The organism is Burkholderia cenocepacia (assembly GCF_014211915.1).
GTDB classification, from domain to species: Bacteria; Pseudomonadota; Gammaproteobacteria; order Burkholderiales; family Burkholderiaceae; genus Burkholderia; species Burkholderia orbicola.
The window spans coordinates 2,880,244-2,902,640 of sequence record NZ_CP060039.1; the positions used below are offsets into that span (position 1 = coordinate 2,880,244).

General features: G+C 68.3%; 21 protein-coding genes. 5 read left to right on the forward strand and 16 right to left on the reverse strand.

Annotated elements, in window-relative coordinates; genetic code table 11:
• Positions 1 to 38 precede the first annotated feature (38 nt).
• From SY91_RS13675 to SY91_RS13705, 7 genes are all read right to left on the reverse strand, one after another.
• Positions 39 to 641 (reverse strand): class I SAM-dependent methyltransferase, encoded by a 603-nt coding sequence (locus tag SY91_RS13675; protein ID WP_023475919.1) that lies wholly within the window; start codon positions 639 to 641, stop codon positions 39 to 41.
• 8 nt (positions 642 to 649) lie between these two features.
• Entirely contained in the window at positions 650 to 1,852 is a 1,203-nt protein-coding gene (locus SY91_RS13680; RefSeq protein WP_012328807.1) for a tryptophan--tRNA ligase, read from the reverse strand.
• An 8-nt stretch (positions 1,853 to 1,860) separates the two neighbouring features.
• Complete coding sequence (locus SY91_RS13685; RefSeq protein ID WP_011549479.1) at positions 1,861 to 2,523, reverse strand: site-2 protease family protein; 663 nt, start codon at positions 2,521 to 2,523, stop codon at positions 1,861 to 1,863.
• Between the two features lie 47 nt (positions 2,524 to 2,570).
• On the reverse strand, positions 2,571 to 3,203 hold the full coding sequence (locus SY91_RS13690; RefSeq protein ID WP_006478414.1) for an L-threonylcarbamoyladenylate synthase: 633 nt from the start codon (positions 3,201 to 3,203) through the stop codon (positions 2,571 to 2,573).
• Positions 3,204 to 3,275: 72 nt separating this feature from the next.
• The gene (locus SY91_RS13695) at positions 3,276 to 4,106 is read right to left on the reverse strand and encodes a 3',5'-nucleoside bisphosphate phosphatase (RefSeq protein WP_043887388.1); all 831 of its coding nucleotides are present in this window, start codon (positions 4,104 to 4,106) and stop codon (positions 3,276 to 3,278) included.
• A gap of 82 nt (positions 4,107 to 4,188) precedes the next feature.
• Positions 4,189 to 5,079, reverse strand: coding sequence for an alpha/beta fold hydrolase (locus tag SY91_RS13700; protein WP_006478412.1), 891 nt, complete (start codon positions 5,077 to 5,079; stop codon positions 4,189 to 4,191).
• Between the two features lie 173 nt (positions 5,080 to 5,252).
• Positions 5,253 to 6,113, reverse strand: coding sequence for a ferritin-like domain-containing protein (locus SY91_RS13705; RefSeq protein WP_023475917.1), 861 nt, complete (start codon positions 6,111 to 6,113; stop codon positions 5,253 to 5,255).
• A 144-nt stretch (positions 6,114 to 6,257) separates the two neighbouring features.
• Here SY91_RS13705 and SY91_RS13710 point away from each other — a divergent pair, with 144 nt between their 5' ends.
• The 3 genes from SY91_RS13710 to SY91_RS13720 all read left to right on the forward strand — a co-directional run bounded on the left by SY91_RS13710 (position 6,258) and on the right by SY91_RS13720 (position 8,261).
• The gene (locus tag SY91_RS13710) at positions 6,258 to 6,782 is read left to right on the forward strand and encodes a gamma carbonic anhydrase family protein (protein WP_006478410.1); all 525 of its coding nucleotides are present in this window, start codon (positions 6,258 to 6,260) and stop codon (positions 6,780 to 6,782) included.
• Between the two features lie 25 nt (positions 6,783 to 6,807).
• On the forward strand, positions 6,808 to 7,758 hold the full coding sequence (hslO, locus tag SY91_RS13715) for an Hsp33 family molecular chaperone HslO (RefSeq protein ID WP_012328811.1): 951 nt from the start codon (positions 6,808 to 6,810) through the stop codon (positions 7,756 to 7,758).
• A gap of 137 nt (positions 7,759 to 7,895) precedes the next feature.
• A complete protein-coding gene (locus SY91_RS13720; RefSeq protein WP_023475916.1) occupies positions 7,896 to 8,261 on the forward strand; it encodes a hypothetical protein in 366 nt (121 codons plus the stop codon).
• Positions 8,262 to 8,349: 88 nt separating this feature from the next.
• On the opposite strand, the gene ftsB is transcribed toward SY91_RS13720, so the two are convergent.
• The 9 genes from ftsB to SY91_RS13765 all read right to left on the reverse strand — a co-directional run bounded on the left by ftsB (position 8,350) and on the right by SY91_RS13765 (position 19,382).
• The gene (gene ftsB, locus SY91_RS13725) at positions 8,350 to 8,775 is read right to left on the reverse strand and encodes a cell division protein FtsB (RefSeq protein WP_006478407.1); all 426 of its coding nucleotides are present in this window, start codon (positions 8,773 to 8,775) and stop codon (positions 8,350 to 8,352) included.
• Positions 8,776 to 8,856: 81 nt separating this feature from the next.
• Entirely contained in the window at positions 8,857 to 10,140 is a 1,284-nt protein-coding gene (gene eno, locus SY91_RS13730) for a phosphopyruvate hydratase (RefSeq protein ID WP_006478406.1), read from the reverse strand.
• Between the two features lie 106 nt (positions 10,141 to 10,246).
• A complete protein-coding gene (gene kdsA / locus SY91_RS13735; RefSeq protein WP_011549472.1) occupies positions 10,247 to 11,101 on the reverse strand; it encodes a 3-deoxy-8-phosphooctulonate synthase in 855 nt (284 codons plus the stop codon).
• Complete coding sequence (locus tag SY91_RS13740; protein WP_006478404.1) at positions 11,098 to 12,756, reverse strand: CTP synthase; 1,659 nt, start codon at positions 12,754 to 12,756, stop codon at positions 11,098 to 11,100. The genes kdsA and SY91_RS13740 overlap by 4 nt, the downstream gene beginning before the upstream one ends.
• 181 nt (positions 12,757 to 12,937) lie before the next feature.
• A complete protein-coding gene (locus tag SY91_RS13745) occupies positions 12,938 to 13,783 on the reverse strand; it encodes an alpha/beta fold hydrolase (RefSeq protein WP_034174518.1) in 846 nt (281 codons plus the stop codon).
• A gap of 190 nt (positions 13,784 to 13,973) precedes the next feature.
• Positions 13,974 to 16,463: a DNA internalization-related competence protein ComEC/Rec2 gene (locus SY91_RS13750; protein WP_105798535.1), complete on the reverse strand. Its 2,490-nt coding sequence runs from the start codon at positions 16,461 to 16,463 to the stop codon at positions 13,974 to 13,976.
• 56 nt (positions 16,464 to 16,519) lie between these two features.
• On the reverse strand, positions 16,520 to 17,308 hold the full coding sequence (locus SY91_RS13755) for a TatD family hydrolase (RefSeq protein WP_006478400.1): 789 nt from the start codon (positions 17,306 to 17,308) through the stop codon (positions 16,520 to 16,522).
• A 66-nt stretch (positions 17,309 to 17,374) separates the two neighbouring features.
• Positions 17,375 to 18,070, reverse strand: a complete 696-nt coding sequence (gene lolD / locus SY91_RS13760; protein WP_034174517.1) for a lipoprotein-releasing ABC transporter ATP-binding protein LolD — start codon at positions 18,068 to 18,070, stop codon at positions 17,375 to 17,377.
• A gap of 58 nt (positions 18,071 to 18,128) precedes the next feature.
• Complete coding sequence (locus tag SY91_RS13765; RefSeq protein ID WP_006478398.1) at positions 18,129 to 19,382, reverse strand: lipoprotein-releasing ABC transporter permease subunit; 1,254 nt, start codon at positions 19,380 to 19,382, stop codon at positions 18,129 to 18,131.
• Positions 19,383 to 19,531: 149 nt separating this feature from the next.
• On the opposite strand from SY91_RS13765, the gene SY91_RS13770 reads away from it, so the two are divergent.
• Positions 19,532 to 20,608 carry a hypothetical protein gene (locus tag SY91_RS13770; RefSeq protein WP_043887616.1) on the forward strand — a complete coding sequence of 359 codons (1,077 nt, stop codon included), beginning with the start codon at positions 19,532 to 19,534 and terminating at the stop codon, positions 20,606 to 20,608.
• Between the two features lie 14 nt (positions 20,609 to 20,622).
• Positions 20,623 to 22,320, forward strand: coding sequence for a single-stranded-DNA-specific exonuclease RecJ (gene recJ, locus SY91_RS13775; protein ID WP_011694323.1), 1,698 nt, complete (start codon positions 20,623 to 20,625; stop codon positions 22,318 to 22,320).
• Positions 22,321 to 22,397: the final 77 nt, after the last annotated feature.

A 22,397-nucleotide genomic window follows, 5' to 3' on the forward strand; every position in this document is an offset into this window, starting at 1 on the left:
ATTGATTGTGTACCGGTAAACGTTGAGATTGTAGCGGATTAGCCGGGCAGTTCGTAACGTGGAATTCCCGCCCCCGCCTTCGGGGTCGCGCCCTCGCGCACTGCGCAGAGACGCTGGACGAATGCCTCGCGCGGCGCGGCGACGAAACCGTCCTCGTACGCGACCACCCGCAGGCGGCCGTGCACCGCGTCCAGCAACTCGCCCCGGGCGAGCAGGAACGCGGGGTTGGACGGTTTTCCGACCGTTTCGTTTCCTTGCGCGAAAGTTTCGTAAATCAGCACGCCGCCCGGCGCCACGGCATCGAGCAGATGGGGCCAGAGCGGACGATGCAGGTAATTCGTGACGATCACGGCCGCAAACCGCTCGCCGGCCGGCAGCGGCCATGGCGCGCCTTCGAGATCGGCCGCGCGGGCGTCGACGCCGGGAATCGCGCGCAACGCGGCCAGCGCGGCCGGATCACGGTCGAGCGCGACGACCGGATGCCCGCGCGACGCGAACCAGCCCGCGTGGCGACCACCGCCCGCGGCAACGTCCAGCACCGCCCCGCCGGCCGGCACGAGCCGCGCCCATTGCGCGACCCAGCGCGACGGCTCGGCCTGGCCGACGTGGCCGCCCGCGGCGGCGATGACGGATTCGCTCATGCGCCGGATCAGTTGTACGACAGACCCATCGCGTCGCGCACGTCGCGCATCGTTTCCGTCGCGTACTTGCGCGCCTTGTCGCAACCGTCCGCGACGATCGCGCGCAGCAGCGACGGATCGTCCATGTACTTCTGCGCGCGCTCGAGCATCGGTTGCTGTTCGCGCAGGATGCCTTCGACGACCGGCTGCTTGCAGTCGAGGCAGCCGATACCCGCCGAGCGGCAGCCCTTCTGCACCCATTCGTGCGTCGCTTCGTCCGTGTAGACCTGGTGAAGCTGCCACACCGGGCACTTGTCGGGATCGCCCGGATCGGTGCGGCGCACGCGTGCGGGATCGGTCGGCATCGTGCGGACCTTCTTCGTGATCGTGTCGGCGTCTTCACGCAGGCCGATCGTGTTGCCGTACGACTTGGACATCTTCTGCCCGTCGAGACCCGGCATCCGCGACGCTTCGGTCAGCAGCGCCTGCGGCTCGACCAGGATGATCTTGCGCGCGCCTTCGAGATAGCCGAACAGGCGCTCGCGGTCGCTCATCGACAGGCTTTGCGATTCCTGCAGCATCGCGCGCGCCTGTTCGAGCGCCTCGTCGTCGCCTTCCTGCTGATACGCGTTGCGCAGCTCGTGATAGAGCTTCGCGCGCTTGCCGCCGAGCTTCTTCGCGGCTTCGAGCGCCTTCTCCTCGAAACCGGGCTCGCGGCCGTACAGGTAGTTGAAGCGGCGCGCGATCTCGCGCGTCATCTCGACGTGCGGCACCTGGTCCTCGCCGACCGGCACCAGCGAGCCGCGATACAGCAGGATGTCGGCGGCCATCAGCACCGGGTAGCCGAGGAAGCCGTAGGTGGACAGATCCTTGTCCTTCAGCTTCTCCATCTGCTCCTTGTAGGTCGGCACGCGCTCGAGCCAGCCGAGCGGCGTGCTCATGCCGAGCAGCAGCGCGAGTTCCGCGTGCTCGGGCACCTTGCTCTGGATGAACAGCGTCGCCTGCGCCGGATCGATGCCGGACGCGAGCCAGTCGATCAGCACGTCCCACACGTTCTTCTCGATGACCTCGGGCGTCTCGTAGTGCGTCGTCAGCGCATGCCAGTCGACGACGCAGAAGAAGCACGGGTACTCGGACTGCAGCTTCACCCAGTTTTTCAGCACGCCGTGGTAATGACCGAGGTGCAGCGACCCGGTGGGTCGCATGCCGGAGAAAATACGTTCTGGGAACATGATTGTCGTTAGAAAAGCGAGGCGAAGGGAGACAGGATGGCGCTCAGGACGGCGTAGCCGACGTTGACGAGCGGACGCAGCCAGAAGTTCGTCAGCACGCCCGTCGTGACGAGCACGAGGACGATGATGAAACCGTACGGCTCGATGCGCGACAGCGCGATCGATTGCCTGGTCGGCAGCAGCGCCGCCAGGATGCGGCCGCCGTCGAGCGGCGGCAGCGGAAACAGGTTCAGCACGCCGAGCACGAGGTTCGCGCTGACGCCGGCGAACGCCATCCGCGTGAAGAACGGCTCGTCGACGCCGACGGCCGGCAGCACCAGGGTCAGCAGGCCCCAGACGAGCGCCTGCACGAAGTTGCAGGCCGGGCCCGCGAGCGCGACCCACAGGCTGCCCCAGCGCGGATTGCGCAGGTTGCCGAACGACACCGGCACGGGCTTCGCATAGCCGAACAGGAATGCGCCGCCGGTCAGGAAATACATCGCGAGCGGAATCGCGATCGTGCCGAGCGGGTCGATGTGGCGCATCGGATTGAACGACACGCGCCCCATCGCGTAGGCGGTGTTGTCGCCGAGCAGGCGCGCGGCGTAGCCATGCGCGGCCTCGTGCAGCGTGATCGCGAAGATCACGGGCAGCGCGTAGACGGCGATGGTCTGTATCAGGGAAGCATCCATATCGCGTTATTGTAACAAGCGCACTCGCGCAAAAATGACACCGCGGGTCATGCGGCCGAGAGTCCAAACGGTTCGAGCGCACCGCGCCCCGCGCGGACGAGTTCGGGCGCATCGCCGGTCAGGTCGATCACCGTCGACGGTTCGCGCGGGCACGCGCCGCCGTCGATCACGAGGTCGACCTGTTTCTCGAGCCGCGTGCGGATTTCCTCGGGATCGTTCAGCGGTTCGTCGTCCGGCGGCAGGATCAGCGTCGTGCCGAGCAGCGGCTGGCCGAGCGACTCCAGCAGCGCGAGCGTGATCGCGTGATCCGGCACGCGCAGCCCGATCGTCTTGCGCGACGGGTGCGACAGCCGACGCGGCACTTCCTTCGTCGCCTGCAGGATGAACACGTACGGGCCCGGCGTCACCGACTTGATCTGCCGGTACTGGCGGTTGTCGACCATCGCGAAGTTGGCGAGCTCCGACAGGTCGCGCACGAGCAGCGACAGGTGCTGCTTCTCGTCGAGGCCGCGAATCCGCCGCACGCGCTCGACCGCATCCTTGTCGTCGAGATGGCACGCGAGCGCATAGCTCGAATCGGTCGGCATCGCGATCACGCCGCCCTTGCTGACGATCTCCACCGCCTGCTTGATCAGGCGCGGCTGCGGATTATCCGGATGAATCCTGAAGAACTGGGACATGGGGACACGTAAAGAGGGAGAAGTCGGATGTGCGCATCAACGGCAACGCGGGCGGGCCGAAGCCGCCCGGCGTCAGAGCCAGCGCTCCCAGACCGGTGTCAGGTCGGGCGGCAACGGCGGCAGGCTGCCGAGCTCGATGCGGCCCTCGCCCGGTGCGTGGAAATCCGAGCCGCGCGACACTTCGAAGCCGAAGCGGCGCGCAACGTCCGCGTATTCGCGGTACTGGTCGGGCGTATGGCTGCCCGTGATGACCTCGATCGCGCGGCCGCCGAGATCGATGAACTCGCCGAAGAACGCGTCGAATTCGACCGGCGTATAGCGATAGCGGCCCGGATGCGCGACCACCGCTTCGCCGCCTGCCGCGCGAATCCAGCCAACCGCGTCGGACAGGGACGCCCAGCGGTGCGGGACGAAGCCGGGCTTGCCATCGCCGAGCAGGCGATCGAACACGTCCGACGTCGATTCGGCGTGGCCGTTCTCGACGAGAAAACGCGCGAAGTGCGTGCGCGAGATCAGGTCGGGATTCGATACGTATTTGAGTGCACCTTCGTACGCGCCGGGGATGCCGAGCGTCGCGAGTTGCTCCGCGATCGCCACCGCGCGCGCCGCACGGCCGTGGCGCGTGCGATACAGGCCGTCGACCAGCGCCGGATGGGCGGGATCGATGTGCAGACCGACGATGTGCACGGTGCGCGATGCCCACGTGACCGAAATCTCGACGCCGCTCAGGTAGCGCATGCCGAGCGCTTCCGCCTCGCTGCGCGCCGCCGCCTGGCCGCCGATCTCGTCGTGGTCGGTCAGCGCCCACAGGGTCACCCCGCCCGCATGCGCGCGGCGCGCGACGTCGGCAGGCGACAGCAACCCGTCGGAAACATTGGAATGGCAGTGGAGATCGGCGTTCATTGTCGGCATGGCAGGTAAGGCCTCATTCTACTGCAACGCGGCAATTGCGCCGCTCGCCTGCCGTGCCGCCCGTGCCACGCGCCTATGCGCAGAACGCCTCGATCAACGCCGCGATCTGCTCGGGCTGGTCGTGATGCACCATGTGGCCGGCATCCTCGATGAGCTTCTCGCGCCAGTCGGGGAACGCGTTGAAGCGCGCCTTGAATTCGGGCAGCGGGATGTCGCCGGCCAGGTGCGCGAGCGTCGGAGAATTGACGGCCTCGACGTGCAGCACCTTTGCGCGCACCTGCTTCCAGGTCGCCATCACTTCGTCGAGCCGGTACAGCAGCGGGCCCGGCATCTTGTGCGCCGGGTCGGCGAGCAGATGGTAGAGGCCGTCGTCGCCGCGTTTCGACCAGTGCGCGGCCAGAAACGCGGCGCGGCGCGGATCGAGCCGCGGATTGGTCTTGATCAGGCGCGCCGCCACGTCGTCGAGGGATGCGTACGGCCGCAGCGCGGGCGGCTCGCGCAGCTCGTCGAGCCAGCCGCGCAGCCGGCGCGGCGCCTGTTCGGCGCGGGCCGGCGCGAGCCCGAACCCTTCGAGATCGACCACGCGGCGCACGCGTTCCGGCCGGGCGCCGGCATACAGGCACACGACGTTCGCGCCCATGCTGTGTCCGACCAGGTTGACCTCGCCGGTTGGCGCGTAGCGGTCGACGAGCGCATCGAGGTCGCCCAGGTATTCGTGGAACCAGTAGTGGCCGCCACCCTGCCGCGCGACCGGCCAGTCGGACAGCCCGAAGCCGCGCGCATCGGGCGCGATCACCTGCCAGTCGCCCGCGAGTGCATCGACGACGAACTGGAACGACGCCGCAACGTCCATCCAGCCGTGCAGCATGAACAGCGTCGGCGCATCGGGCCGGCCCCAGCGCCGCACATGCAGCTGGACGCCGCGCACCGTGACGAAATCGGAAACAGAACTCGACGCACTCATTGCCACCGCCAAAAAAAGAATGGTCGTTCGATTATAGCGGCGATGCTCCAGTTCCGGCGGCCGGCAATCGAGGTACCGCTCTAGCAGCGAGGCCGTACGGCGCCAGGCGGAAAGAGGCTGTCGATCGGGCGCGCAAGCAGGCGGCCCACCCGACGCAGCCGCACGCGATCCGGCTAATGCGCGGTGCGCCCGTCCGCCGCGTCCTGCGCGGCCAGTTCGTCGAGTTCGGCCTGCTCGAAGCCGGCATCGCGTCGCGCATCGAAATTGAACGGGCCGCGCAGCCGCGGCGCATGGTATTGCTCGGCGAGCTGCCGATAGGTCGGCACGGGGTCGCGCCCGGCTGCGTCGCACAGATGGCGGAACCAGCGGTTACCGATCGCGACGTGGCCGATTTCGTCGCGCAGGATCACGTCCAGGATCGCAGCCGACGCGTCGTCGCCCGCCTGCACGAGCCGCGCGCGGATCGGTGGCGAGGCGTCCAGCCCGCGCGCCTCGAGCGTGCGCGGCACGAGCGCCATGCGCGCGAGCACATCGTCCTTGGTCCGCTTGCACATCTCCCATAGCCCGTTATGCGCGGGAAAATCGCCGTACGCATGCCCGAAGCCGTCGGCGAGCCGGTCGGACAGCAGCGTGAAGTGATAGGCCTCCTCGGCCGCGACCTTCAGCCAGTCCGCATAGAACGCGTCGGGCATGTCCGCGAAGCGCCAGACCGCGTCGAGCGCCAGGTTGATCGCGTTGAACTCGATATGGGCGAGCGCGTGCAGCAGCACGGCGCGCCCTTCGGGCGATCGCATGCTGCGCCGCTGCAGCTCGCGCGGCTCGACCAGCGGGGGCCGCGCCGGGCGCCCGGGCAGACCGGCCGGTTCGCGCAACTGGAGCGCCGGCGCGATCGCCGCCTGCCCGGCGCGCAGCGCATCGTGCAGCGCGCGCACTCGCGCGGCCTTGGCCGCCGGCTCGGCAATACGCAGCGCATCGAGCGCCACGCTGCGCACACAGGCCTGCGGCTGGTCGAAAGAAGAAGACTCCATGCTCATAAACGGGGACACCTTGCGTACGCATCGCGGGAGCATCGGCACGCGACGGTTTACAATATGCGTTTGTTCCGCGGCGCCAGGCGCCGGGGCAAACCGGACGCGCCATTCTACCGGCGCCCATCATCGAAGAGACAAGGAGACTCCGTGACGATCTACAAGCTGGGCGAGACGGCCCCGACGATCCACGAAAGCGTATTCGTCGCCGATACGGCGGCCATCATCGGCAAGGTCGTGCTCGAGGAAAACGCGAGCGTGTGGTTCGGCGCGACGATTCGCGGCGACAACGAGACGATCACGGTCGGCGCCGGCAGCAACGTCCAGGAAGGCGCGGTCCTGCATACCGACCCCGGCTTTCCGCTGACGATTGCCGAGAACGTGACGATCGGGCACCAGGCGATGCTGCACGGCTGCACGATCGGCGAAGGTTCGCTGATCGGGATTCAGGCGGTGGTCTTGAATGGAGCGGTCATCGGCCGCAACTGTCTGGTGGGTGCCGGCGCGGTCGTGACGGAAGGCAAGACGTTCCCGGACAATTCGCTGATTCTCGGCGCACCGGCGAAAGTCGTGCGCGAGCTGTCGGCCGAAGACGTCGCGCGGCTGCGCGCGAACGCGAAGACGTATGTCGAGCGACGTGCGCATTTCAAGGAGCAACTCGTGCGGATCGGGTGATTCGCACGGATTTCAAGGAAGAAGAGTGAGCGACCAGTTACAGAAATTCATGTTCAATGCGGCGCCCGTGCGCGGCGAGATCGTTTCGCTGCGCAACACGTGGCAGGAAGTGCTCGCCCGCCGCGACTACCCTGCCCCGGTGCGCACGGTGCTCGGCGAGATGATGGCCGCATGCGCGCTGCTGTCCGCGAACCTGAAATTTCACGGCACCCTGATCATGCAGATCTTCGGCGACGGGCCGGTCCAGATGCTGGTCGTCCAGTGCGGGTCCGATCTGTCGATGCGGGCCACCGCGAAGTTCTCCGGCGACGCCGCGCAGACGATCAGCGACGACACGAGTTTCGCGTCGCTCGTCAACGCGAGCGGCCACGGCCGCTGCGTGATCACGCTCGATCCGGCCGACAAGCTGCCGGGCCAGCAGCCGTATCAAGGCATCGTGCCGCTGAACGGCGTCGACGGCCCGCTCGAATCGGTGTCGCAGGTGCTCGAGCACTACATGCATCACTCGGAGCAGCTCGACACGCGGCTGTGGCTCGCGGCCGATCGCGACCGCGCGGTCGGCATGCTGCTGCAGAAGCTGCCGGGCGACGGCGGCATCGTGCCGCGCAACGCCGAAACCGATATCGACACGTGGGAGCGCGTGTGCACGCTCGGCGGCACGCTGTCCGCGAAGGAACTGCTCGAAGTCGAACCGGAAGTCGTGTTCCGCCGGCTGTTCTGGCAGGAAAACGTGCAGCACTTCGAACCGGCCGGCACGCGCTTCCAGTGTTCGTGCTCGCGCGAGAAGGTCGGTGCGATGCTGCGCATGCTCGGTCGTGAAGAAGTCGACAGCGTGATCGTCGAGCGCGGCCACGTCGAGATCCACTGCGAGTTCTGCAACCAGCGCTACGAATTCGATCCGGTCGACGTCGCGCAACTGTTTGCGGCACCCGGTGTCGAAACCGGCATCGCGCCCGCGACCGACCAGCGTCACTGAGCCATGCGCCCGTGCCCGCCACCGGCGCGGCACGGGCGCATAATGACGCACGAGCGCCGCACCGCGGCTCAGGCGCCCAAGGCCCGGCCTTCGGCGCAAGCCGCTTTCCCACGGTCGGCGCGCCGCAGGAGAAACACATGAATCGCCCTCACCCCTTGCTCACCATCCGCAGCGTCGCCCTGACGGGCATGGCCGCCGGCACGCTCGCGCTGGCCGGCTGCGCGATGCCGCCGCCGACTTCCACGATCCTGAGCCGCCTGCCCGAACCGGGCGCGTCGGGCGGCCAGCCACCCGTGTTGTCGAGCGCCGAACGCAAGCGCTACGACGAGATCGACCAGCAGGTGCTGCGCGAACAGAACAGCGCGATGGCAGCCGAAGCGGCGGCGCGCGCGTGGGCGTATTACTCGCCGCCACCCGTGACGGTCTACGGCGGGTACTACGGCGGATGGGGCAATCGCTGGGGCACGGGCGTCAGCTACGGTTACCCGGGCTGGTGGTGGTGAGCGGCGTCGCCCGATCGATTGCTGACTGGCAGGAAATAAAAAAGCGCGGCATTTCCCGCGCTTTTTCAATGGATTCGACGTACCGCGCTCAGTGATGCGCCGGCTTGCCCTTGTCGCCGCCGTGATGGCGCGACGGCTTCGCGATCGACTGCGGATTCGGCACGACCCGCACCGGCGCCGCCGAAACCGCGCCGCGCGTCGACGTATTCGATGGCGTGTTGTTCACTGGCCCCGCAGGCGCATTCGGCGACACGAACTGCACGAATACTTCGCCGTCCTTCACCATGCCCATCTCGTAGCGCGCACGCTCCTCGATCGCCGCGGTGCCGCTCTGCAGATCCTGCACTTCGCCCGCGGTGCGCTCGTTGCGCAGCTTCTCGTCCGCATTCTTCTGAAGCTGGTCGTCGAGCTGCTGACGCAATTCGTGCACCCGCAGCCAGCCGCCGTGTCCCCACCATAGGGGGTACTGAATGAGCGCCAGCAAGGCAATCAGGACGACAGTGACAAGCCGCATGTAAGAGACGCAGATATAAGAAGCGCCGCTCCGCGCACAGGCACAGAGCGGCGTCGAGATGACGAACCCGATAGTAGCGCGTTAGCGCAGGTTATAGAAAGCCGATTTGCCCGGGTAGCTCGCGATGTCGCCGAGGTCTTCCTCGATGCGCAGCAGCTGGTTGTACTTCGAGATGCGGTCGCTGCGCGACAGCGAACCCGTCTTGATCTGACCGGCGTTCAGGCCGACCGCGATGTCCGCGATCGTCGAATCTTCCGTTTCGCCCGAGCGGTGCGAGATCACGGCCGTGTAGCCCGCGCGCTTCGCCATTTCGATCGCCGCGAACGTTTCGGTCAGCGTACCGATCTGGTTGATCTTGATGAGGATCGAGTTCGCGATGCCCTTCTCGATGCCTTCCTTCAGGATGCGCGTGTTCGTGACGAACAGGTCGTCGCCGACCAGCTGCACCTTCTTGCCGAGACGATCGGTCAGCAGCTTCCAGCCGTCCCAGTCGCTTTCGTGCATGCCGTCCTCGATCGATACGATCGGGAACTTGTCGGCGAGCGTCGCGAGGTAGTCGGTGAATTCGGCCGACGACAGTTGCAGGCCTTCGCCGGCGAGCTGGTACTTGCCGTCGTGGTAGAACTCGGATGCCGCGCAGTCGAGCGCGAGCAGCACGTCTTCGCCCGCACGGTAGCCGGCCTTCTCGATCGCCTGCAGGATCGTCGACAGGCACTCGTCGTTGCTGCCGAAGTTCGGTGCGAAACCGCCTTCGTCGCCGACGGCCGTGCTCATGCCGCGGTCGCTCAGGATCTTCTTCAGCGCGTGGAACACTTCCGCGCCGCAACGCAGCGCTTCACGGAACGTCGGCTGGCTGACCGGAACGATCATGAATTCCTGGATGTCCAGGCTGTTGTTCGCGTGCGCGCCGCCGTTGACGATGTTCATCATCGGCACCGGCAGTTGCATCGCACCCGAACCGCCGAAGTAGCGGTACAGCGGCAGGCCGGCCTCTTCGGCGGCGGCCTTCGCGACGGCCATCGACACGGCCAGCATCGCGTTCGCGCCCAGGCGCGACTTGTTGTCGGTGCCGTCCAGCTCGAGCAGCGTCTTGTCGAGGAACGCCTGTTCCGACGCGTCGAGGCCCATGATGGCTTCGGAGATTTCGGTGTTGATGTGCTCGACTGCCTTCAGCACGCCCTTGCCGTTGTAGCGGCCGGCTTCGCCGTCGCGCAGTTCGATCGCTTCACGCGAGCCGGTGGACGCGCCCGACGGCACCGCCGCGCGGCCCATCGTGCCCGATTCGAGCAGCACGTCGCATTCGACGGTGGGGTTGCCGCGCGAATCCAGAATCTCGCGGCCGATGATATCTACGATTGCACTCATGGGTTTCCTCTGAGAATGACGATGGATTCTTCAAACTGCGACGGCGTGCGTGCCGGAACCGCTTTCGCTACAGACGCGCGAAGCCGTCGCAAGGTTCATTCGATCTTTAATTGAAATCGTTTTCCAGGAACGGATTGCGCTTCACCGCCTGGTCGAGCGTGACGAGGGTCTCCAGCAACGCGCCCATCCGGTTCAGCGGCACCGCGTTCGGGCCGTCCGACTTCGCCTCGGCCGGATTCGGATGCGTTTCCATGAAGAGGCCCGCGACGCCCGTCGCGACCGCCGCACGGGCGAGCACCGGCACGAATTCGCGCTGGCCGCCCGAGCTCGTGCCCTGCCCGCCCGGCAACTGCACCGAGTGGGTCGCATCGAACACGACCGGCGCGTTCGTCTCGCGCATGATCGCGAGCGAACGCATGTCCGACACGAGGTTGTTGTAGCCGAACGAGACGCCGCGCTCGCACGCCATGAAGCGGTCTTCCGACAGCCCCGCGTCACGCGCCGCGTCGCGCGCCTTGTCGATCACGTTCTTCATGTCGTGCGGCGCGAGGAACTGGCCCTTCTTGATGTTGACGGGCTTGCCCGAGCGCGCGCACGCATGGATGAAGTCGGTCTGGCGGCACAGGAACGCCGGCGTCTGCAGCACGTCGACGACCGACGCGACCTGTTCGATCTCGTCGATCGAATGCACGTCGGTCAGCACCGGCAGGCCGAGCTGGCGCTTCACCTCGCCGAGAATCCGCAGCCCCTCGTCCATTCCGAGGCCGCGAAACGACTTGCCCGAGCTGCGGTTCGCCTTGTCGTAGGACGACTTGTAGATGAACGGAACGTTCAGCTTCTCGCAGATCTCCTTCAGGCGGCCCGCCGTGTCGATCGTCATTTGCTCCGATTCGACGACGCAGGTACCCGCGATCAGGAAGAAAGGCTGGTCGAGACCGACCTCGAAATCGCACAGCTTCATGCTTGCACTCCGCGCGCTTGCTTGTTGGCAAGCGCCGCTTCGACGAACGACTTGAACAGAGGATGACCGTCACGCGGCGTGGACGTGAATTCCGGATGGAACTGGACGCCGACGAACCACGGGTGCATCGAACGCGGCAGCTCCATCATTTCCGGCAGATCCTCGCTCGGGGTACGGGCGCTGATGATAAGGCCGCCGGCTTCGAGCTGGGGCACGAAGCGGTTATTGACTTCATAACGGTGGCGATGGCGCTCGTTCACGTCCTTGCCGTAGATTTCTTCCGCCATCGTGCCCGGCTTGATCGGGCAGCGTTGCGAACCCAGGCGCATCGTGCCGCCGAGGTCGGATTCCTCGGTGCGCGTCTCGACCTTGCCTTCGCGGTCGTACCATTCGGTGATCAGCGCGACCACACGCTCCGGCGTGTCCGGATCGAATTCCGTGCTGTTCGCCTGCTTCAGGCCGACGACGTCGCGCGCGAATTCGATCACCGCGAGCTGCATGCCGAGGCAGATGCCGAGGTACGGCACCTTCGACTCGCGCGCGTAGCGAACCGCGGCGATCTTGCCTTCCGTGCCGCGACGGCCGAAACCGCCCGGCACCAGCACGGCGTCGAGATGCTTCAGGCTGTCGACGCCATTGGTCTCGAGCTCTTCCGAGTCGATGTACTCGATGTTGACCTTGGTCGACGTGTGGATCGACGCATGGCGCAGCGCCTCGATCAGCGACTTGTACGACTCGGTCAGGTCGACGTACTTGCCGACCATGCCGATCGTCACTTCCTGCTTCGGGTTCTCGAGCTTCTCGACGAGCGCCGACCACATGCTCAGGTCGGCATCCTTCGGCGACAGCTTCAGCTCTTCGCAGATGATCCGGTCGAGGCCCTGGTCGTGCAGCATCTGCGGAATCTTGTAGATGCTGTCGGCATCCCACACCGAGATCACGGCGTCTTCCGGCACGTTCGAGAACATCGAGATCTTCTTCGATTCGTCGTCGGGGATGCGGCGATCCGCACGGCACAGCAGCACGTGCGGCAGGATGCCGATCTCGCGCAGCTTCTGTACGCTGTGCTGGGTCGGCTTCGTCTTCAGCTCGCCGGCCGTCGCGACGTACGGCACGAGCGTCAGGTGCACGAAGCACGCGCTGTTGCGGCCGAGGCGCAGGCTCATCTGGCGCGCGGCCTCGAGGAACGGCAGCGACTCGATGTCGCCGACCGTGCCGCCGATCTCGACGATCGCGACGTCCGGCTCGCCGCAGGTGGCCGATGCGGCCCCGCGCTCGATGAACGCCTGGATTTCGTTCGTGATGTGCGGAATGACCTGCACGGTCTTGCCGAGATAGTCGCCGCGGCGTTCCTTGCGGATCACCGATTCGTAGATCTGGCCGGTCGTGAAGTTGTTGGCCTTGCGCATCTTCGTGCTGATGAAGCGCTCGTAGTGGCCGAGGTCGAGGTCGGTCTCCGCTCCGTCTTCCGTCACGAACACTTCGCCGTGTTGAAACGGGCTCATCGTGCCGGGGTCGACGTTGATGTAGGGATCAAGCTTGAGGAGGGTGACTTTCAGACCGCGCGATTCGAGGATCGCGGCGAGGGAAGCGGCGGCAATGCCCTTGCCAAGGGAAGAAACTACGCCGCCGGTGACGAAAACATATTTGGTCATCGCTGGATGCTCGCGGGAAAAACGGATTATACCGTAAAGCCCGCCCTTCTCTCAGCAATTGGCGTGATGATCGCGCCCCGTTCGGGCCGACCCGCGCCGGCCGTGCGCGCCGGTACGAACCGGCCGGCCGGTCGGCGCCGCACGCATCCACCGGCGGGCGTTCCAGCCGCCCGGCGAAACGTCAGGCGCGCTTCGCGAGCGGCGCGCCGGCCTGCGAAACGCCGCCCTCTTCCGCCTTCAGCGAATTCAGCATCCGCTGCAATGCGCGGGCGGTCTCGATCGGCCGCTCCATCGGGAACAGGTGGCTGCCCTCGAGCCATTCGATGCGCCCCCGCGTCGCGCGGCGCGTCGCATCGAGCCCGACCTGCCGCACCTCGCGCGAGCGCGTGCCGGCGAGAAAGCCGAGCGGCACCGGCGCGCCGTGCGCGAGCCGCGGGCCGAGCGTGTGCGGCAGCGTCCGGTAGATCAGGTATTCGACCTGCCGGTCGAACGCGAGCGCGCGCTCGCCGTCGGCGCCGGCCTGCGGAATCCCGTAGTCGATATAGTCGGCCAGCATCCGTTCGTCCCAGCGCGCGAACGCGGGCTTCTCGCGGAAGTGCCGCCAGACTTCGTCGCGGCTCATCCAGCGGGTGCGCCGGTTGCGCGTCGCCGCGGCCGGCGACAGCCGCTCGTCGAGCCCCGCCCACTGGCTCGCGCGCAGCGCGCCGGCACGCCAGCCCGCGATGATCGGCGAATCGATCATCACGACGCCGCGCACCCACTGCGGCTTCTTCAGCGCGGCCATCAGCGACAGGTAGCCGCCGAGCGAATGGCCGACGAGCCAGACCGGACGCTCGTAGCGGCTGCCGATGTCGTCGAGCAGTTGCTCGACGAGATGCGGCCAGTCGCGCGTCACCGGGTAGCGGCGGTCGTGGCCGATCCGTTCGACGTAGCGCAACTCGTAGTCGTCGGCCAGTTCGGCGAAGATCGTCCGGTACGTCGACGCCGGGAAGCCGTTCGCATGCGAGAAGTGGAGGATGTCCTTCAAACGCCGATGTCTCCTTTGTCGGCGGGAGTTAGTGCTTCAGCACTTACTCCCGCCCCATGCTTCGCGGTCGACCGGCGTTGGCGCTTTGGCTCTCACGCCAGTCCCATGCTTCGTATTCTGTCGGGACCGCGCTTCGGTACGGCACGCCGGCCCCGAACTTTCCATCCCGATACGGCGGCCTTCGCCGCGCTCACCGGTCCATCCAGTACCTGCGCCGTTCATCGCGATAGCGCGCGAAGGCAAACCCGCCGCCGGCCGGCGCGACGTCGAATCGCACGGCGCCGTCGCGATCGGTGCGCGGCAGCGGAATCCCGCGCGCCTCGTAGCGGGCCAGCACGGTCCGGTGCGGATGCCCGAAACGATTGCGATAGCCTACAGGAAATACCGCGACGCGCGGCCCGACCGAATCGAGGAAAGGCTCGACCGACGACGTGCGGCTGCCGTGGTGCGGAACGACCAGGATCTGCGCGGCCAGCGCGTCGCGCGCATCGGCCACCAGCCGGCGCTCGGCGGCGGCCTCGATGTCGCCCGTCAGCAGTGCCGACGTGCCGCCCGCATCGATGCGCAACACGCACGATTGTCCGTTCGACGACCCCGTGCCCACCCCGCCCGGCGGCCACAGCATCGTGAAGACGACACCGTCCCAGGTCCATCGCTGCCCGGCTGCGCAAGGTAGCCGATCGGCCACGCCGGCCGCCTGCGCATCGCGCCACAGCCGGTGCCGCGGCGCAATGCCGGCCAGCAGCTGGCGCACGTCGGTGGCCGCATAGACGGCCGGTGCGCCGCCCGCATGATCGGCATCCGCGTGACTGAGGACGAGCGAATCGATCGTCGCGATGCCGCGCGCCCGTAACGCCGGCGCGACGATCCGCGTACCGGCGTGAGACGACTCAGCGCCCGGCCCCGCATCGAACAGCAAGGTCCGCCGTGCGGTTTCGACCAGCACCGCCGCACCCTGCCCGACGTCGAGCACGGTCAGCCGGAAGCCGCCCGGCGGCGGCGCATCCGGCGCCGGCGCGACCAGCGGCAGCCACGTGAGCGGCGCCGCCCAGCGCAACGGCCAGCCGCGCGGCATCAGCGCCCACGCGACGCCCACGCATGCGAGCGCCAGCACCGGCCAGTCGGGCATGCGCAGCCAAAACACGCCGGCCGGCCAGTCGGCCAGATACCCGAGCAGCGTCATCATCGGTTCGAGCGCCGCATGCGCAAGCCGGAAAGCCGCCGCATCGAGTGGCGGCGGCAACGCGATGCCGGCCAGCACGACCGGCGTGACGACCGAGCTGACCCACGGAATCGCGAACGCATTGCCGAACGGGCCCGACAGGGAAACCTGCGCGAACCACGCGGCGGTGAGCGGCGCGAGCCCGATCGTCACCGCGTACTGCACGCGCGTCGCCTCGGCGAGGCGGCGCCGGCAACGCGTCCCCCACCCGCGCAACCGGCTCCGCAGGCCGGTCGTGCCGCCTTCCGCACCCGCTTCATCGATATCGTCGACCTCGCGCACCGCACGCCAGCCGGCAACGGCCAGCAGGATCACGGCGACCGCGCCGAACGACAGCCAGAACCCGGCCGACAGCACGGCCCACGGATCGACGAGCAGCACGCCGCCGAGCGCCGCGCACAGCACCGCGGACGTCGGCACGCTGCGGCCGGCCAGATACGCGATGCCGCCGCCCGCGATCATCCACCACGCGCGCTGCGCCGGCACGTTGAAACCGGCGAGCGCGGCGTAGCCCGCGGCAGCAACCAGCGCCGCAAGCGCGGCCGCGTACGGCGCCGGCACCACGAGCGTCGCGGCCCCCGCGCGCCATCGCACGCGGCGCCAGACCATCGACACGAGCCAGCCGGCGATCGCGCCGACCAGCCCGACATGGAGACCGGAAATCGCGACCAGGTGGCTCGTGCCCGTATTGCGCAGCACGCGCCAGTCGTCGTCGCCGATGCCCGACTGGTCGCCGATCGCCAGCGCGGCGACGATGCCGCGGTGCGCTGCATCGGTACCGAGCACGTCGTCGATGCGTGCGCGCAGCGTGTCGCGCACCCGATCGATCGATGCACGCCATCCGGATGCGCGCGCATCGAGCAATACCGCCCGGCGCGGCGCACTGACATAGCCGATCGCACGAATGCCCGCGGCGAGCCATGCCGCCTCGCTGTCGCGCACGCCGGGATTGGCCTCGGCATGCGGACGCTTGAGACGCACGACGAAACGCCAGCGCTGGGCCGCCCGCAAATCGGGAAGCGTATCGCGTGTCGCGGATGCACCATACGCACGCCACGACAGCCGGATCAATGGTGGAAAACGGGTGAGCCCCGCATCGTTCGATTCGACCGCGAACAGCAGCCGCGCGCCCGTTTCATCGACGACGGGCAACCCGCGGATCACGCCCGTGACGACGATGTCACGCCCTTCCCACTCGGCAGGCAGGCTGTCGCTCAACCGCCACTCGGCGCGTGCCGCCGCATAGCCGAACCCCGCGACGCTGGCCGCGAGCGCCCACAGCATCCATCCGCATGCAACGACCGCACGCGTGCGCGGCCAGCGCACGCACCACACACCGAGCGCCGCACAGCCCGCGAGCACGGCTGCTCCGACCGTCCATGCGATCGCCCCCGGCAACGCCGCCTGCCGCTGCAGCACGACGACGCCGAGCGCGAACGCGATCCACCCCACGCGCATTCCGCCTCCTCGTCGACCCGGCGCCACCCTGCCAATACGGCGCCTTCCGGCAACGATTATGCGGACGAAAGTGCGAGTCGCGGCAGCGCGGCGAGCGCGTTAGCCGAAGTGCGTACGGCCAATTCGCCAGTATCGAGCCCGCGCAATTCGGCGAGCACGGCGCCGATGCGCGGCACCTGGTCGGGCGTATTGCGGGATTTGTATGCCCATTCGGGCGCGATGTCGGGCGCATCGGTCTCGACGACGAGCGCGTCGAGCGGCAACTCGGTGGCGAGCCGGCGGATCTGCCGCGCGCGCGTGAAGGTCACATTACCGCCGAAGCCGAGATGGAGGCCCTGCGCCAGATACGCTTCGGCTTGCTGAAAGCTGCCGTTGAACGCATGCGCGATGCCGCGCCGCACGCCGAAACGGCGCAGCCCGGCCAGCACGCGGTCCTGCGACTTGCGCACGTGACACAGCACCGGCAGGTCGAATTCCCGCGCCAGCCGGAGCTGGCCCTGGTAGAAGAATTGCTGCCGGTCTTCGTCGAGCCCCGGCACGAAATAGTCGAGCCCGATCTCGCCGATCGCGACGAAACGCGGATCGTCGAGGCTGGCCTCGATCTCCATGCGCAGCCGGTCGAGATCCTCGTCGCGCGCCTGCGGCGTATACATCGGATGGATACCGAGCGCGTACGCCGCGCCCGGCGTGCGCTGCGCGAGTTCGCGCACCGTCGTGAAGTTGTCGCGCCCGATGCTCGGGATCACGATGCGCGACACGCCGGCCGCGTGCGCAGCCTGCGCGACCGCGTCGCGGTCGGCGTCGAACTCGGCGGCATCGAGATGGCAATGCGTGTCGATCCACATGGCAGCGGTCCTGCGTCGTTGCGCCGTGCCGCGACGAACCGGCGGCCGGCCAACGGCGTGGCTTTTTTACACCGGCAGCGCCGGCTCCTCGTGCAGCACCCCGTCGCGCAGCCGCATGATGCGATCGCAACGCGCGGCGAGATCGGGGTCGTGCGTGACGATCACGAAACTCGTTTCGAGCGTCTCGGACAGTTCGAGCATCAGGTTGAACACCGTGTCGGCCGTCGTGCCGTCGAGGTTGCCGGTCGGCTCGTCGGCGAGCACGCACGCGGGCTTCGTGACCAGCGCACGCGCGATCGCGACGCGCTGCCGTTCGCCGCCCGACAGCTCGCCCGGCCGGTGCTTCGCCCGCGGGCCGAGACCGACGCGTTCGAGCATCGCCTGTGCCTGCTCGCGCGCGTCCTCGGTGGTCATCCGGCGGATGCGCAGCGGCATCGCGACGTTGTCGAGCGCGGTGAACTCGGGCAGCAGGTGGTGGAACTGGTAGACGAAGCCGAGCGCGCGGTTGCGCAACTCGTTGCGCTCACGCTCGGCGAGTTGCGTAAACGGCTTGCCGAGCAGCGACACTTCGCCGGCGCTCGGCTCGTCGAGCCCGCCCAGCACGTGCAGCAGCGTGCTCTTGCCGGAGCCCGACGCGCCGACGACCGCGAGCTTCTCGCCGCGCCGCACCGTCAGCTCGGTGTTGTTGAGCACCTGCACGTTGAAGCCGCCCTGCACGAACGCCTTCGTGATCCCGCGCGCCTGAAGCACGTATTCCTGCATACCTGCCGAATCCTGTCTGTTGTGTTGTTGTCGTGAATCCGCGAATGCGGCCGCGCGGTCATTCATAGCGGAGCGCCTCCGCCGGCTTCACCTTCGCGCCGCGCCAGCTCGGATAAAGCGTCGCGACGGCCGACAGCGCGAACGCGATCAGCCCGATCCGGATCACGTCGCTCGCGACGAGTTCGGACGGCAGCTCGCTGATGAAGTACACCGACGGCGGCAGGAACTGCACGCCGAACAGGTGCTCGATCATCGGGATCAGCCACGGGATGCTCCACGCGATCAGGCAGCCGAGCGCGACGCCGGACGCGGTGCCGACGAAGCCGATCGTCACGCCCTGCACGACGAAGATCTTCATGATCGACCCCGGCTGCGCGCCGAGCGTGCGCAGGATCGCGATGTCCGCCTGCTTGTTGGTCACCGTCATCACGAGCGACGACACGAGGTTGAACGCGGCCACCGCGATGATCAGCGTGAGGATGATGAACATCATCCGCTTCTCGATCTGCACGGCCGAGAACCATGTCTTGTTCTGCTGGGTCCAGTCGCGAATGTACAGGCTGCCCGACAGCGTGTGCGACAGCTCGACCGCGACCTGCGGCGCCTTCTGCATGTCGGTGAGCCGCAGCCGCACGCCGGTCGGCGCGTTCATCCGGAACAGCGCCTCGGCGTCGCGGATGTTGATCATCGCGAGCGTGCTGTCGTATTCGTAGTGGCCCGACTCGAACACGCCGACCACCGTGAACTGCTTCAGGCGCGGCATCATCCCTGCCGGCGTGATCGAGCCTTCGGGCGCGACGAGCGTGACCTTGTCGCCGACCGTCACGCCGAGGTTGCCGGCGAGCGCGTCGCCGAGCACGATGCCGAACTGGCCCGGCACGAGCGCGCCGAGCTGGCCGGCCTTCATGTCCTTGCCGATGTCGGACACCTGCGGCTCGAGCGACGGCTCGACGCCGCGCAGCATCACGCCGCTCACCGCGTCCTGGCGCGTGAGCAGCGCCTGCGCGTCGACATACGGCGCGGCGCCGATCACCGACGGATTGCGGCGCGCTTCCTGCGCGGTCAGTTGCCAGTCGGGCATCGACCCCGTCGGCGAGAACACCTCGACGTGCGCGAGCACCGACAGCATGCGGTCGCGCACTTCCTTCTGGAAGCCGTTCATCACCGACAGCACGACGATCAGCGCCGCGACGCCGAGCGCGATCCCGAGCATCGACACGAGCGCGATGAAGGAAATGAAGCCGTTGCCGGTCGTGCGTTTGCCGGCGCGCGTGTAGCGCCAGCCGATCTGCCATTCGTACGGAAGTTTCAAGCGAATCCTTTCTGCTGGTTACGGCGGGAGGCGCGCCGCGGCCGGGCCGCCGCCGGGTGGCGGCCGGCAGCCCGGGCACGGCCGAAAAACGACCGCCGGACGCGAACGGGCCGTCAGCCGGCCCGATCACGCGCGCAGTTTGCCATACAATGCGCACCATCATGCACGACCGACGCCTCCATTTTCTCGTTCCGTTCGCGCTGCCGTCGGCGGCCGATGCGGCCTCGTCCCTGCACACGCTGGACAGCCCCGCGCTCCAGAAGTTGCTCGCCCGCGCGAGCCTCGTCGAGCGCGTGGCCGGCGAGGACTTCCAGCGCACGCTGCCGCACGAGCGCTGGCTGGCAAGCCGGTTCGGCGCCACGCAAGGCAATGCCGCGGACGAGGCGCCGCTCGCGCCCTACATGCTGCTGGCCGACGGCGGCGACCCCGGCACGCACGCGTGGGCGTGCGTCGAGCCCGTGCACGTCGAAATCGCGCACGATCACCTGGTGCTCGTCGATCCGGCCGCCCTCGCGCTCGACGACGGCGACGCGGCCGCGCTGCTCGCGGTCGCACGACCGCTGATCGAGGAACTGGGCGTACGGCTCGAAGCGCCGAACCCGGCGCGCTGGTATCTGTCGAGCGACCAGCTCGCGCGCCTCGCCGGCGCCGCGCCGCTGCGCGCCAGCGGCCGCAACATCGAGATCTGGCTGCCGCACGAGGCGCATACGGGCGAGCGCTCGCGGATGTGGATGAAACTGCAGAACGAAGTGCAGATGGCGTGGTTCCAGCATCCGGTCAACGAAGCCCGCGAGGCCCGCGGCCTGCCCGCCGTCAATTCGGTCTGGTTCCATGCGCAGGGCACGCTGAAGCCGGTCGGCAAGCCGTTCGCGCGCGTGCTGTCGGCGTCGCCCGCCGCGCTCGGCCTCGCGCGCGCCGCGCAAATCGAAGCCGGCAAGCCGCCTGCGACATTCGGCGCGCTGCCTGCCGCCGACGGCGCGACGCTTGTTGATCTGCCTGCGCTGACCACCCCGTTCATCGAGCAGGACTGGGCGCGCTGGCACGACGGCCTCACCGCGCTCGAGCGCGCCTGGTTCGCGCCGGCGCTCGCCGCGCTGCAGAACGGCGAGCTGGCGAGCGTCGATGTCACGCTGTGCGGCGACACGAGCTCCGTGACGCTGCACGCGACGCGCGGCGATCTGCGCAAGTTCTGGCGCCGCCGCGCGCTTGCCTCCCTGTTCGAATAACCAGCAGACCCCGAATGACCCGGATCGTTACCCGCCCCGTCGCGCCCGCCGACGCCGAAGCGCTTGCGCGCCACGGTCTGCACCCCGTCCTCGCGCGCCTGTACGCGTCGCGCGGCGTGCAGTCGCCCGTCGACATCGAGACCGCGCTCGCGCGCCTCGTGCCGCCCACCGAGCTGAAAGGCTGCGCCGATGCGGCGGTGCTGCTCGCCGACGCGATTGCCGACAAGCGGCGCCTGCTGGTCGTCGCCGACTACGACTGCGACGGCGCGACTGCCTGCGCGGTCGCGGTGCGCGGCCTGCGGATGTTCGGCGCGCAGATCGACTACCTGGTGCCGAACCGCTTCGAATACGGCTACGGCCTCACGCCCGAGATCGTCGAGCTCGCGGCCGCGCGCAAGCCCGACCTGCTGATCACCGTCGACAACGGGATCGCGAGCGTCGCCGGCGTCGAAGCCGCGAACGCGCGCGGCATCGACGTGCTCGTGACCGACCACCACCTGCCCGGCGACGCGCTGCCCGCCGCGCGCGCGATCGTCAACCCGAACCAGCCCGGCTGCGCATTCCCGAGCAAGCACCTCGCCGGCGTCGGCGTGATGTTCTACGTGCTGCTCGCGCTGCGCGCCGAGCTGCGCCGCCGCGGTGCATTCGCGAGCAAGGAGGCCGAGCCGCGCCTCGACGGCCTGCTCGACCTCGTCGCGCTCGGCACCGTTGCCGACGTCGTGCGGCTCGACGGCAACAACCGCGTGCTGGTCGCGCAGGGGCTGCAGCGCATCCGCAACGGCCGCATGCAGCCGGGCATCGCCGCGCTGTTCCGGGCCGCCGCGCGCGAAGCGCGCACCGCGTCGGGCTTCGACCTCGGCTTCGGCCTCGGCCCGCGCCTGAACGCCGCTGGGCGGCTGTCCGACATGTCGCTCGGCATCGAATGCCTGATCACCGACGACATCGGCCGCGCGTGGGATCTCGCGCAGCAGCTCGACGTGATGAACCGCGAGCGCCGCGAAATCGAGGCCGGCATGCAGCAGCAGGCGCTCGCCGATCTCGCCGACGTCGATCCGGCCGACGCGTGCACGATCACGCTGTTCAATCCCGCGTGGCACCAGGGCGTGATCGGCATCGTCGCCGGCCGGCTCAAGGAGAAATTCCACCGTCCGTCGTTCACGTTCGCGCACGCCGACGACGAAGGCCGGCGGGTCAAGGGTTCCGGCCGATCGATCGCCGGCTTCCACCTGCGCGACGCGCTCGACCTCGTGTCGAAGCGCGAACCGGACCTGATCGTCGCGTTCGGCGGCCACGCGATGGCGGCCGGCCTCACGCTCGACACCGACAACGTGCCGCGCTTCGCGGCCGCGTTCGAGGCCGTCGCGCGCGAATGGCTGTCCGACGACGCGCTGGCCCGCGTGATCGAGACCGACGGCGAACTCGAGGACGCGTACTTCACGCCGCAGTTCGTCGGCCTGCTCGACGAAGCCGTGTGGGGGCAAGGCTTTCCGGCCCCGCTTTTCTCGGGCGAATTCGACGTCGTGTCGCAGTCGCTCGTGAAGGAAAAGCACCTGAAGCTGCAGCTGGCGCGCGGCCGCCAGCGCTTCAACGCGATCTGGTTCAACCACACCGAGCCGCTGCCGGCGAGCGCGCTGGTCGCGTACCGGCTCGTCGCCGATACGTGGAACGGCGTCACGCGCGTCCAGTTGATCGTCGAACACGCGGCCGGCTGAGCGGGCCGACCGCCCCGCGACGCGCCGCCGCACGCGTGCACGCCGCGCCGGACGGGGCCGCCGACACGCGTACGGGC